This is a genomic window from Streptomyces sp. NPDC052299 (assembly GCF_040679335.1).
Lineage (GTDB): Bacteria > Actinomycetota > Actinomycetes > Streptomycetales > Streptomycetaceae > Streptomyces.
In genome coordinates this window covers 147131-159972 of sequence record NZ_JBFAUP010000011.1, presented here as the reverse complement: position 1 = coordinate 159972, position 12842 = coordinate 147131, and the positions used below count along the sequence as shown (strand labels likewise).

General features: G+C 70.0%; 10 protein-coding genes. 8 read left to right on the top strand and 2 right to left on the bottom strand.

Annotation, left to right across the window (positions count from 1 at the left end; genetic code table 11):
- Positions 1-90 precede the first annotated feature (90 nt).
- The 7 genes from AB0L33_RS20445 to AB0L33_RS20415 all read left to right on the top strand — a co-directional run bounded on the left by AB0L33_RS20445 (position 91) and on the right by AB0L33_RS20415 (position 9775).
- Positions 91-1008 carry a carbohydrate ABC transporter permease gene (locus AB0L33_RS20445; RefSeq protein WP_365683317.1) on the top strand — a complete coding sequence of 306 codons (918 nt, stop codon included), beginning with the start codon at positions 91-93 and terminating at the stop codon, positions 1006-1008.
- Between the two features lie 223 nt (positions 1009-1231).
- Entirely contained in the window at positions 1232-2431 is a 1200-nt protein-coding gene (locus tag AB0L33_RS20440; RefSeq protein WP_164399655.1) for an ROK family transcriptional regulator, read from the top strand.
- 132 nt (positions 2432-2563) lie between these two features.
- The gene (locus AB0L33_RS20435; RefSeq protein WP_365683531.1) at positions 2564-3622 is read left to right on the top strand and encodes a substrate-binding domain-containing protein; all 1059 of its coding nucleotides are present in this window, start codon (positions 2564-2566) and stop codon (positions 3620-3622) included.
- Positions 3623-3856: 234 nt separating this feature from the next.
- Positions 3857-4645, top strand: a complete 789-nt coding sequence (locus AB0L33_RS20430; RefSeq protein ID WP_063822575.1) for an ATP-binding cassette domain-containing protein — start codon at positions 3857-3859, stop codon at positions 4643-4645.
- On the top strand, positions 4642-5940 hold the full coding sequence (locus tag AB0L33_RS20425) for a sugar ABC transporter permease (RefSeq protein ID WP_365683315.1): 1299 nt from the start codon (positions 4642-4644) through the stop codon (positions 5938-5940). The genes AB0L33_RS20430 and AB0L33_RS20425 overlap by 4 nt, the downstream gene beginning before the upstream one ends.
- Before the next feature lie 190 nt (positions 5941-6130).
- Positions 6131-8107, top strand: a complete 1977-nt coding sequence (dxs, locus tag AB0L33_RS20420; protein WP_365683314.1) for a 1-deoxy-D-xylulose-5-phosphate synthase — start codon at positions 6131-6133, stop codon at positions 8105-8107.
- A 162-nt stretch (positions 8108-8269) separates the two neighbouring features.
- Entirely contained in the window at positions 8270-9775 is a 1506-nt protein-coding gene (locus tag AB0L33_RS20415; protein ID WP_365683312.1) for an amino acid permease, read from the top strand.
- A 3-nt stretch (positions 9776-9778) separates the two neighbouring features.
- Here the strand turns inward: AB0L33_RS20415 and AB0L33_RS20410 are convergent, their stop codons facing one another.
- Entirely contained in the window at positions 9779-10156 is a 378-nt protein-coding gene (locus AB0L33_RS20410) for an NTP pyrophosphohydrolase (RefSeq protein ID WP_365683309.1), read from the bottom strand.
- A 175-nt stretch (positions 10157-10331) separates the two neighbouring features.
- On the opposite strand from AB0L33_RS20410, the gene AB0L33_RS20405 reads away from it, so the two are divergent.
- Positions 10332-11462 carry a hypothetical protein gene (locus tag AB0L33_RS20405; RefSeq protein ID WP_365683306.1) on the top strand — a complete coding sequence of 377 codons (1131 nt, stop codon included), beginning with the start codon at positions 10332-10334 and terminating at the stop codon, positions 11460-11462.
- Between the two features lie 73 nt (positions 11463-11535).
- On the opposite strand, the gene AB0L33_RS20400 is transcribed toward AB0L33_RS20405, so the two are convergent.
- Complete coding sequence (locus AB0L33_RS20400) at positions 11536-12639, bottom strand: LCP family protein (protein WP_365683303.1); 1104 nt, start codon at positions 12637-12639, stop codon at positions 11536-11538.
- Positions 12640-12842: the final 203 nt, after the last annotated feature.

Genomic DNA, 12842 nt, shown 5'->3' with positions numbered 1-12842 from the left:
CCGCTCCGCGGGGCGCGTTCCCCGGACCCCCAGCAGGCAAGACAGCCCGGCCGCGGCGGCCGGCTCGACAGTAGTACGAGGTGAGCACGCGTGAAGGCCACTGAAACCCCTCCCGTGGTCGCGGCGACGGATCCGGCCCCCGTGTCCAAGTCGCCCGCCCCGGCGGGCAAGGAGAAGAACAGCGAGGGCAAGACCCTCAACGTCTTCTCGCACGGCGTGCTGATCATCTGGGCGATCCTGGTGGTCATGCCACTGCTCTGGGCGATCATGTCGTCGTTCAAGGACGACGACTCGATCCTGTCCACGCCGTGGGCGCTGCCGGACAAGCTCCACTTCGAGAACTGGTCGCGCGCCTGGAGCCAGGCGCACATGAGCGACTACTTCTTCAACACGATCGTGGTGGTGGGCTGTTCGCTCGTCGGCACGCTGCTGCTCGGCTCGATGGCGGCCTATGTGCTGGCCCGGTTCGACTTCCCGGGCAACCGCTTCATCTACTACCTGTTCATCGGCGGGATGAGCTTCCCGATCATCCTGGCGCTGGTCCCGCTGTTCTTCGTGATGAACAACATGGGGATGCTGAACACGCGGCACGGACTGATCCTGGTCTACATCGCGTACTCGCTGCCCTTCACCGTCTTCTTCCTCACCTCCTTCTTCCGGACGCTGCCGGGCTCGGTGGCGGAAGCGGCGATGATCGACGGGGCCTCGCACACCCGGACGTTCTTCCAGGTCATGCTGCCGATGGCCAAGCCCGGGCTGATCAGCGTCGGCATCTTCAACTTCCTGGGCCAGTGGAACCAGTACATGCTGCCGACGGTGCTGAACACCGACCCGAAGTACCGGGTGCTCTCGCAGGGACTGGTCGAACTCGCCAGCAGCCAGGGCTACAAGGGCGACTGGTCCGGGCTCTTCGCCGGTCTGGTGATGGCGATGCTGCCGGTCCTCGCGGCCTACATCATCTTCCAGCGCCAGGTGGTGGCGGGGCTGACCGCGGGGGCGGTGAAGTAAAGCCCCGTACGGCCCGAACGCACTTCACGAACGAAACGAACCGCCCGCCGGCATCCCAGCCGGCGGGCGGTTCGTCTGCGTACGGGGGAGTTCGCCCGGGCCGCCGGGCCCGGGGCCGGTGCTCATCGGTGGCTCCGACTGCTCAAGGTCTTGACGGGGCCCGCCCGAAAACGGTCAGCTTAGAGTTCACATGTTGGAGAATATGGCAGGAGTGAGTGAGTCGATGGAGACTCCGGGGTCGCAGACGTCTCTGCATCGCGCCAACCTTGAGCGGGTCGTGCGCGCCGTACGCATGGCTGGTTCGCTCACCCAGGCGGAGATCGCCAGGAGCACGGGCCTCTCCGCGGCCACCGTCTCCAATATCGTTCGTGAACTGAAGGACAGCGGCACGGTCGAGGTGACCCCCACCTCGGCGGGCGGCCGGCGGGCCCGCAGCGTCTCGCTGAGCGGCGACGCGGGCATCGTGATCGGCGTCGACTTCGGCCACACCCACCTGCGGGTGGCCGTCGGCAACCTGGCCCACCAGGTGCTCGCCGAGGAGTCCGAGCCGCTGGACGTCGACGCCTCCTCCGCCGAGGGCTTCGGGCGGGCGGAACAGCTGGTCAACCGGCTGATCGAGACGACCGGGATCAGCCCGGGCAAGGTCATCGGGGTGGGCCTCGGTGTACCCGGCCCGATCGACGTCGAGTCCGGCACCCTGGGCTCGACGTCGATCCTGCCGGGGTGGACGGGCATCAACCCCAGCGAGGAGCTCTCCTCGCGCCTCGGCGTCCCGGTGTACGTGGACAACGACGCCAACCTCGGAGCCCTGGGCGAGCTGGTCTGGGGGAGCGGCCGGGGGGTCAGGGACCTCGCGTACATCAAGGTCGCGAGCGGTGTCGGCGCCGGTCTGGTGATCGACGGGCACATCTACCGGGGCCCGGGCGGCACGGCCGGCGAGATCGGCCACATCACCCTCGACGAGTCGGGCCCGGTCTGCCGCTGCGGCAACCGCGGCTGCCTGGAGACCTTCACGGCCGCGCGCTACGTCCTGCCCCTGCTCCAGCCCAGCCACGGCCCCGATCTCACCATGGAGCGGGTGGTCCAGCTGGCCCGCGAGGGGGATCCGGGGTGCCGGCGGGTGATCGGCGACGTCGGGCGCCACATCGGCAGCGGGGTGGCCAACCTCTGCAATCTGCTGAACCCGAGCCGCGTGGTGCTCGGCGGCTCGCTGGCGGAGGCCGGGGAGCTGGTCCTGGGGCCCATCAGGGACTCCGTGTCGCGCTACGCGATCCCCAGCGCGGCCCGGCAGTTGTCCGTGCTCCCGGGGGCCCTGGGGGGCCGTGCCGAGGTGCTGGGCGCACTGGCGCTCGTCCTCAGCGAGATGGGGGATTCAACCCTTTTGGAGAGCACCCTCCCCGCGGCCACTCCTGCCTTCACTTAGATAACGAATGGCACCGTTGTCATCTCGTTAAGGATTTACTCCTTGACGCCGCCCTCGCGGCCGAGTTGACTTCCAGCCACCTCGGCCGCGACGTTGCGGCCTCGTCAGGGAGGCAAACCCCCAATGAACGCAATGACGCGACGCATCGTCATAGGCACGGCCGCCGTTTCGATGGCCGTCTCCCTCGCCGCTTGCGGCAAGGCCGGCGACGACAAGAAGGACTCGGCGGACTCGGGCAGCAAGACCAAGATCGGTCTGCTGCTCCCGGAGAACAAGACCGCCCGCTACGAGACGCTGGACAAGCCGCTGTTCATCGAGGCGGTCAAGAAGGACTGCGCCGACTGCGAGGTCGTCTACAACAACGCGGGCGGTGACGTCGGCCAGCAGAAGCAGCAGTTCGAGCAGCAGATCGCCGACGGCATCAAGGTCATCGCGATCTCCTCGGTCGACGCCGAGAAGTCCGCCGCCTGGGTCGAAGCCGCCCACAAGAAGGGCGTCAAGGTCGTCGCGTACGACCGCGCCATCGCCGGTGCCGACGCCTACGTCAGCCACGACAACGAGAAGATCGGCCGCCTCCAGGGCCAGGCCGTCCTCGACGCCCTCGGCGCCAAGGCCGCCAAGGCCAACCTCGTCATGATCAACGGCGACGAGAAGGACCCGAACGCCGGTCTGTTCAAGAAGGGCGCCCACGCGTCCCTCGACGGCAAGATCAAGATCGCCTACGAGGCGTCCGGCGAGTGGGACCCGAAGATCGCCGGCGAGAAGATGACCGCCGCCATCTCCTCGGTCGGCAAGGGCAAGATCGACGCCGTCTACTCCGCCAACGACGGCATGGCGGGCGGCATCATCACCTCCCTGACCAACGCCGGCATCAAGGACATCCCGGTGGGCGGCCAGGACGCCGAGCTCCCCGGCATCCAGCGGATCATCGCCGGTACGCAGACCTTCACGATCTACAAGTCGCCGAAGCAGCTGGCCCCCGAGGCCGCCAAGTTCGCCGTCAACCTGCTCCAGGGCAAGGACATCGGCGCCCAGGGCGAGACGGACGGCGTTCCGTCCACGCTGCTCGAGCCGACCGTGGTGAACAAGGACAACATCCAGTCCACCGTGATCAAGGACGGCATCTACAAGGTCGCCGACGTCTGCGTCAAGGACATCGCCGCCAAGTGCACCGCGCTGGGCATCAAGTAGTCCCTCCTCGCGCCGGGGCCGGCCGGCCCCGGCGCGTACGGGCCCCCTTCCGCCCCGCACGGCGGAAGCCGCCCGCCCCATGACTGTCCGGCCCCGGCCGGCTCACACCCCGCTTCCGGCCGGGTGCCGGACACTCTTCACCCCCCAGTGCTTCCCGTATGCCGACGCTGCCCTCGCGGCGCGGCGTCTCCGCCGGTCAGGCGGCACATCCCCGCCGGTCAGGCGGCGAAGGAGATGGTTCACGTGTCACAGACGCCCGTGCTGGCGTTGCGTGGAGTCTTCAAGCGATTCGGAGCGGTCCAGGTCCTCTCCGGTGTCGATCTCGAAGTCCACGCCGGAGAAGTGGTCGCCCTCGTCGGCGACAACGGTGCCGGAAAGTCCACGCTGGTCAAGACGATCGCCGGCGTGCACCCCATCGATGAGGGCGTCATCGAGTGGGAGGGCGCGAAGGTGGACATCAGCCGTCCGCACGACGCCCAGAACCTCGGCGTCGCCACCGTCTACCAGGACCTCGCGCTCTGCGACAACCTGGACGTCGTCGCCAACCTCTTCCTCGGGCGCGAGATCAAGAAGGGCGGCGTCCTCGACGAGGTCGCCATGGAGAAGCGGGCCCAGGACCTCCTGTCCACCCTCTCCATCCGCATCCCCAGCGTCCGCATCCCGGTCGCCGCGCTCTCCGGCGGCCAGCGCCAGGTCGTGGCCATCGCCCGCGCCCTGGTCGGCAACCCCAAGATCGTGATCCTGGACGAGCCCACCGCGGCCCTCGGCGTCGAGCAGACCGCACAGGTCCTCGACCTGGTCGAGCGACTGCGCGAGCAGAACCTCGGCGTCATCCTCATCAGCCACAACATGGCCGATGTGAAGGCCGTGGCCGACAAGGTCGCCGTGCTGCGACTCGGCCACAACAACGGCGTCTTCCCCGTGGCCACGACCAGCCACGAAGAAATCATCGCCGCGATCACGGGCGCCACGGACAACGCCGTGACCCGCCGCAAGTCGCGCAGCGCGGAGGCATCCAAGTGAGCAACACCAACGAGACCTCGGCCAAGATCCCGGCCCAGGCGGAGACCACCGACGCTCCCGCGGCCGCGGAGGGCGCGGTACGGGTCGTGGACCCCCGGCTGCTCGTCCGCGAGCAGGGCTTCAAGGGCTACTGGACCGAGTTCAAGCGCAAGGTGCGCTCGGGCGAGATCGGCTCGCTGCCCGTCGTGGTGGGCCTGATCATCATCGGCATCGTCTTCCAGGCCGAGACCGGCAACTTCCTCACCTCGTACAACCTCGACCAGATCACGCTGTACGCGGCGGGCCCCGGCATCATGGCCGTGGGCATCGTCTTCGTCCTGCTGCTCGGCGAGATCGACCTCGCGGTCGGCTCCGTCGCCGGTCTCGCCGGCGCGGTGTGGGCCGTCCTCGGCACGGACATGCCCGACGGCCTCGCCATCGTGGTCGGCATCCTCTCCGGCACGGTCATCGGCGCCTTCCACGGCATCGTCTTCGCCAAGATCGGTGTGCCCGCGTTCGTCGTGACCCTGGCGGGCTTCCTGGGCTGGGCCGGCATGCAGACCTGGGTGATGGGTGAGAAGTCCACCATCACCACCCCGCTCGGCAGCTTCGTCCGCGACCTGACCAGCTACTACTTCGAGGACGTCGCCGCCGCCTACGGCCTCGCCGTGGTCGTGATCGTCCTCTTCTACCTCACGCAACTGCGCGACGCGCGGCGCCGCAAGGCCGCCGAGCTGCCGTCCCGCCCGCAGAGCGAGATCATCCTGCGCACCGCGCTGCTCGCCGTGCTGTCCCTCCTCGCCGCGTACGCGTTCAACCAGGAGCAGGGCCTCCCGCTCTCCCTGGTGATCTTCCTCGCGATCCTGGTCATCACCGACTTCGTGCTGCGCCGCACCACGTACGGCCGTCAGGTCTTCGCGGTCGGCGGCGGCGTCGAGGCCGCGCGCCGTGCCGGTATCAACGTGTCCTGGATCCGCATCTCGGTGTTCATGATCTCCGGCACGCTCGGCGCGGTCGGCGGTCTCTTCCTGGCCTCCGCGACCGGCGGCGCCGACCGCTCGCTCGGTGGCGGCAACCAGCTCATGATGTGCATCGCAGCGGCCGTCATCGGCGGTACGTCCCTGTTCGGCGGACGCGGCAAGGTCTGGTCGGCGCTCCTGGGCATCCTGGTCATCCAGTCGATCGTCCAGGGCCTCAACCAGATGAACCTGTCGTCCAACGCGATCCAGTACATGATCACCGGTGCGGTCCTCCTCATCGCCGTGATCATCGACTCGGTCTCCCGCAAGACGCAGAAGACAGCGGGCCGCGCGTAGCGCACGGCGCGACACCGCAGGCCGCGCGCCCTGCGCACCACCCGCCGGAGCCCGGCGCCCCCACGGAGGGCGCCGGGCTCCGGCGCGTACCGGCACGGAAGGGGCAGCACGCCCCGACTCCCGCTTCGGGGGGAGGCCGTTAGACTCATCGGATCGGCATGCTCGACCAGCACAATCGCAAGGAGGCACGGTGACACAGCCGCGCGAAGCGCGTCACGCACGGGCGGTGGTGGGCGACGGATGGGATCTGCTGACCCGCATCGGCGGACCGCGTGACCTCGACCGGCTCACTCCCGAGCAGCTGGAGCAGCTCGCCGAGGAGATCCGGACCTTCCTGGTCGACGCGGTCTCCAAGACCGGCGGACACCTCGGACCCAACCTCGGTGTGGTCGAGCTCACCATCGCCCTGCACCGGGTCTTCGACTCGCCGAAGGACAAGGTCCTCTTCGACACCGGCCACCAGAGCTACGTGCACAAGCTCCTCACCGGCCGCCAGGACTTCAGCAGGCTCAAGAGCAAGGGCGGCCTCTCCGGCTACCCCTCGCGCGCCGAGTCCGAGCACGACGTCATCGAGAACTCGCACGCCTCCACCGTCCTCGGCTGGGCCGACGGCCTCGCCAAGGCCAACGAGGTCCGCGGCAAGGACGACCACGTCGTCGCCGTCATCGGCGACGGGGCCCTCACCGGCGGCATGGCCTGGGAGGCGCTGAACAACATCGCCGCCGCCAAGGACCGCCCGCTCGTCATCGTCGTCAACGACAACGAGCGCTCCTACGCGCCCACGATCGGCGGACTCGCCAACCACCTGGCCACCCTGCGCACCACCGACGGCTACGAACGCTTCCTGGCCCGCGGCAAGGACCTCCTGGAGCGCACCCCCGTCGTCGGCAAGCCGCTGTACGAGACGCTGCACGGCGCCAAGAAGGGCCTGAAGGACTTCATCGCCCCGCAGGGCATGTTCGAGGACCTCGGCCTCAAGTACGTCGGCCCGATCGACGGCCACGACATCGAGGCCCTGGAGTCCGCGCTCCAGCGCGCCAAGCGCTTCGGCGGCCCGGTCATCGTGCACTGCCTCACGGAGAAGGGCCGCGGCTACACCCCCGCCCTCCAGGACGAGGCCGACCGCTTCCACGCCGTCGGCAAGATCCACCCCGACACGGGCCTGCCCGTCGCCACCTCCGGCCTCGACTGGACCTCGGTGTTCGGCGAGGAGATGGTCAAGCTCGGCCACGAGCGCGAGGACATCGTCGCGATCACCGCGGCCATGCTCCAGCCGGTCGGCCTGACCGGGTTCGAGAAGGAGTTCCCGGACCGGATCTACGACGTCGGCATCGCCGAGCAGCACGGCGCGGTCTCCGCGGCCGGCCTCGCCACCGGCGGCCTCCACCCGGTCTTCGCGGTGTACGCCACCTTCCTCAACCGCGCCTTCGACCAGGTCCTGATGGACGTCGCCCTGCACAAGTGCGGGGTCACCTTCGTCCTGGACCGGGCCGGCATCACCGGCACGGACGGCGCCTCGCACAACGGCATGTGGGACATGTCGATCCTCCAGGTCGTGCCCGGCCTGCGGATCGCCGCCCCGCGCGACGCCGACCAGGTCCGCGCCCAGCTGCGCGAGGCCGTCGAGGTGGACGACGCACCCACGGTCGTCCGCTTCTCGAAGGGCGCCGTCGGCCCCTCGGTCAAGGCCGTCTCCACGGTGGGCGGCATGGACGTGCTGCGCGAGCCGGGCGCCGCGCGGCCCGACGTGCTGCTCGTCTCCGTCGGCGCGCTCGCCCCGATGTGCCTGGAGATCGCCGACCTGCTCGACGCCCAGGGCATCTCCACGACCGTCGTGGACCCGCGCTGGGTGAAGCCCGTGGACGAGGCCCTGGCCCCGCTCGCCGCGCAGCACCGCGTCGTCGTCACCGTCGAGGACAACAGCAGGGTGGGCGGCGTCGGCTCCGCGGTCTCCCAGGCGCTGCGCGACGCGGACGTCGACGTGCCGCTGCGCGACTTCGGCATCCCGCCGGTCTTCCTCGACCACGCCTCCCGCAAGGAGGTCCTGGCCGAGATCGGGCTGACCGCCCCGGACATCGCCCGCCAGGTCACCGGCCTGGTCGCCAAGCTGGACGGGCGCTACGAGACGGCGGAGGACCGCACCGTCGCGGAGCGCGTCCGGGACTGACGCGCACCGCAGCTTCGGCCGGACGGGCCGGTCGGACCACCCGTAACGAGTGGTCCGACCGGCCCGTTCGCGTGAAATACGGCCGCCCCAGGCGTGCCGCGAACGGGTGACGGGGCCGGGTCCGGAACATGGCGTGCACGACGAGTGCGTGGAGGTACGCCGGTGAGCACGCAGCAGGACCTGCCCCCGAGCGGGAACGGGCTGTTCAGGACCAAGACGGTCGAGCAGTCCATCCGCGACACCGAGGAGCCGGAGCACGCCCTCAAGAAGTCGCTCTCGGCCCTCGACCTCACGGTCTTCGGGGTCGGCGTCGTCATCGGCACCGGCATCTTCGTCCTCACCGGCAAGGTCGCCAAGGAGACGGCCGGCCCGGCCACCGCCATCGCCTTCGTCGTCGCCGGTGTCGTCTGCGCGCTGGCCGCCCTGTGCTACGCGGAGTTCGCGTCCACCGTGCCGGTCGCGGGGTCCGCGTACACCTTCTCGTACGCCTCGCTCGGCGAACTGGTCGCCTGGATCATCGGCTGGGACCTGGTGCTTGAGTTCGCTCTGGGCACGGCGGTGGTGGCGGTCGGCTGGTCCGGCTACGTCCGCTCGCTCCTGGACAACGCGGGCTGGCACCTGCCGGACGTGCTGGCCGGGCCGGACGTGGCGGACGGCTTCGGCTTCGACATCCTGGCCTTCGCCCTGGTGCTGGTCCTGACCGTGATCCTGGTGCTGGGCATGAAGCTCTCGGCGCGGGTCACCACGGTGGTGGTCGCCGTAAAGATCGCCGTCGTCCTGATCGTCATCATCGCGGGCCTGTTCTTCATCGACACCGCGAACTACTCGCCGTTCATCCCCGACGCCGAGCCCCAGCCCTCCGGCTCCGGGCTCGACGCCCCACTGGTCCAGCTGATCTTCGGCTACGCCCCGACGAACTTCGGCGTCATGGGCATCTTCACCGCCGCCTCCATCGTCTTCTTCGCCTTCATCGGCTTCGACGTCGTCGCCACGGCCGCGGAGGAGACGAAGCTGCCGCAGCGCGACATGCCGCGCGGCATCCTGGCCTCGCTGTTCATCTGCACCGTGCTGTACGTCGCCGTCTCGATCGTCGTCACGGGCATGCAGCACTACACCGAGCTGTCCGTCAGCGCCCCGCTCGCCGACGCCTTCAAGGCCGTCGGGCATCCCTTCTACGCGGGCGTCATCAGCTTCGGTGCCGCCGTCGGCCTCACCACGGTCTGCATGATCCTGCTGCTCGGCCAGACCCGGGTGTTCTTCGCGATGAGTCGCGACGGCCTGCTCCCGAGGTTCTTCTCCAAGACGCACCCGCGCTTCCGCACCCCGTACCGCCCGACCATCCTGCTCGGCGTGGTCATCGCCGTCGTCGCCGGGGTGACCAGCATCAACGAGCTCGCCACGCTGGTGAACATCGGTACGCTCTTCGCCTTCGTGGTCGTCGCGCTCGGCGTCATCGTGCTCCGCCGCACCCGCCCGGACCTGCACCGCGCCTTCCGCACGCCGTGGGTGCCGCTGGTCCCGGTCCTGTCGGTGGCCGCCTCGGTCTGGCTGATGCTCAACCTGCCGGCCGAGACGTGGCTGCGGTTCGGCGTCTGGATGGTGATCGGCGTGGTCATCTACTTCGCGTACGGCCGCTCGCACAGCCGGGTGAACCGCGAACGGGTCTGACCCTCAGGGCCGCACCGTACGCGGCCCCGCGCACCGCGCCCCGTGCGCCTCGACCCGGCGGCGCAGCTCCCGGTCGGCGGTGACGACGACACAGGGGCGGGGCGCGGCCCCGGCCGCGAGCTCCACGATCAGGTCGTCACCGCTGCCCGGGGCCGCCTCCACCCGCACCCCGGGCACCGGCGCGACGTCCCGGGCCCGCCCCTCGACCACCAGCACCAGCTCGACGGGGCCGGGCACACCGGGCAGGCCGTCGGAAGCGAAGGGCACCAGCGAGTCGCGCAGCCGCTCGGCCGCGCCCCACCGGTCGCGCCACCAGCCGTCCGGGACGGACCCGACGACATTGGCGGCGTCGACGATCACCAGGGGCAGCGGGTTCGTCATGCGGCAAGAGTGTCATGCCGGGGCGCGCCGAATCCCCGCGCAAGCGGTGCGGACGCGGTGATTCCAAGGGTTCGAACGGTGATTCTATGATGGGTGCTCCCCGCCTTCCGGATGCCGGTCGTGACACAAAGCCGCAGATCGGGGGCGGACCATCACGGAAGGAAGACGCCACGACATGCGAGTCAGGTCGAGACGTGCCCAGGGGAGCGCCTCGGGCAAGGGCGACGACGCCCTGCGAGACGTCGAAAGCGCCCGTGGCACCGGCGAGACCCCGGTCGACGGACGCTGGCTCGTGCGTGGCAAGGACGGCAGGCTCACCGCCTACGCCCGCACCGAGGACGGGCTCCTGCGCTGGACCGAGGAGCGCCCCGGCGGCCCCGGCTGGCAGGGCCCCGAGTTCTTCCCGGCCCCGCACCTGACCCACCTCGGCGTCGCCCAGGGCCCGGACGGCTACGTCCACTTCATCGGCCGCCGCACGGTGCACGGCGACGAGGAGCAGCCGCAGGTCGACCTCGTGCACGCCATCCAGTACCAGACGGGCCGCCCGGTCACCACGTGGCGGACCGTGGGCAATCCGTACAAGGACGGCGACGAGCGCGCCGCCCGCATCGGCCCGCCGGCCGCCGCCGTCGCCCCGACCGGCATGGTCCACGTCTTCGTGCGCAACGCCAACGGTGGCATGATGCTGCGCCGCGAGGCGAAGAACGGCAAGTGGGAGGCGTGGAAGGACCTCAGGGGCACCCTGGGCAAGGAGACGATGGCCGTCGCGGTCGCCGAGTCGGGCCGCATGGAGCTCCTGGTCCCCGGCACCAACAAGGCCATGCGGTGGGCTCAGGCCGAGCCGGGCGGCGCCTTCCAGAAGGGCGACAACCTGACCGTCAAGATCGCCGGGGGCGCGGTGAGCGTGCTGGAGACCGCGCCCGACCGCAACACCTTCTACTGGACCGACGCCACCACCGGCACCCTGGTCGCCACCCGTCTGGACGCCCCGCCCATCACGATCGGGGACACCCCGGCCGAGGGCCCGGTCGCCGTGCTCCGCGCCGAGCTGGACGACTACGACTGCACGGTGCTCGCCCACCGCACCCGCGACGGCCGCGTGATGCTCGCGGCCTGCGGTACGGAGAACGAGGCGGGCGGCCTGTGGTGGGCCGCGACGGGCGAACGCACCTCGGCGCCCCCGGCGCTGGCGCTCGACGGCGAGGGGCGCGTGGTGCTCGCGATGATCGGCGAGCGCGGCGGGCTCTACGTGGCCCGGCAGAACGACGAACCGGGGCTCGCGCTGGGACCGGCCCGGCGGGTCTGAGCCGTACGCGCCGGTCCGGGTGACGCGTACGGCCCCGGGAGCGTTCCCGGGGCCGTAGGGCCTCTCGTCCGGATCAGCCCTGTCCGAGCGCCGGGGACTTCTTGGCGGACTCCGGGATGGGGGCGTCCTCGCGGATCGCCTTCCACAGCGCGTTCGCCCGCGACTCGACGGCGACGACGCGGTTGTGGTCGATCTTGTCGTACTCGACGGGGAGCATGATCGTCTCCATCGTGTCCGGGTCGACGCCGTTCATGGACCGGGCGAACTTCGCGAGCGAGGTGAGCGAGGCCAGCTCGTCGTCGGTGGTCAGGGCCGCCGTGGCCGAGTTGGCGATCTTGTAGGCGCTCGTCGGGCTGCCCAGCAGGTCCTGGCTCTTGACCTCCTTGAGCAGCGCCATGAGGAACTGCTGCTGGAGGCCGATGCGGCTCAGGTCGGTGCCGTCGCTGAGGCTGTACCGGGTGCGGACGAACTTCAGGGACTCGGTGCCGTCGAACTTGTGCGGTCCGGCGTCGACGTTCAGCCCGGTCTTCTTGTCGTGGATGGGCTCCTTGACGTCGATGTTCACCCCGCCGATGGCGTCCACGAGCCCCTTGAACCCGGCGAAGTTGATCTCCAGGTAGTGGTCGATGCGCACCCCGGACATCTTCTCGACGGTCTTGACCACACACGCCGGACCGACCTGCGAGTAGACCGAGTTGAACATCACACGGTCCTTGCCCGCGACCGTGGAGCCGTCGCCCTTGGTGCACTCGGGCCGGGTCACCAGGGTGTCGCGCGGGATGGAGACGGCGATGGCCTTGTCGCGGCCCTCCGGAATGTGCACGACGAGCGCCGTGTCGGACCGGGCGCCGCTGACCCCGGCCCCGCCGCCCAGCTCCTTGTTCTCCGAGCCGGCCCGCGAGTCGGACCCCAGGACCAGCAGGTTCTGCCCGCTGGTCGGGAGCTTCTCGGGGCGGTCCTCACCGAGCGCCTTGTTGATGTCGACGCCCTTGATGTTGCCGTTGAGGTGGCTCCAGAACCACCACGCGGTGCCGCCGGCGGCGACGACGAGCACCAGGGACGAGATCAGGATCACCCGCCGTATTCGCTGGCCCCGCGTCCGGACCCGCTTGCGCCCGCGGCGGCGGGGGGTCTCCGGGGAACTCCCCTGGCCGGGGGTGGTGTCGTCTTGGCTCATCCTGAGTGAGTCCTCACAGCTTGTGGCCTGGTCAGGGCGCAGGTGGTGGGGGTGGGACTCGGGTGGGGGGTGGAGCCGGTCCTCGTTTTCCCGGGATGAGCACTATAAGCAGTCGATCAGGTGTACGTACGAAGGCTGTCGCGTAACTGTGACAGACCGGGCGGTCCGGGGCGGGGTGTTGGTGACCGGTCGAGGGCGAAAAC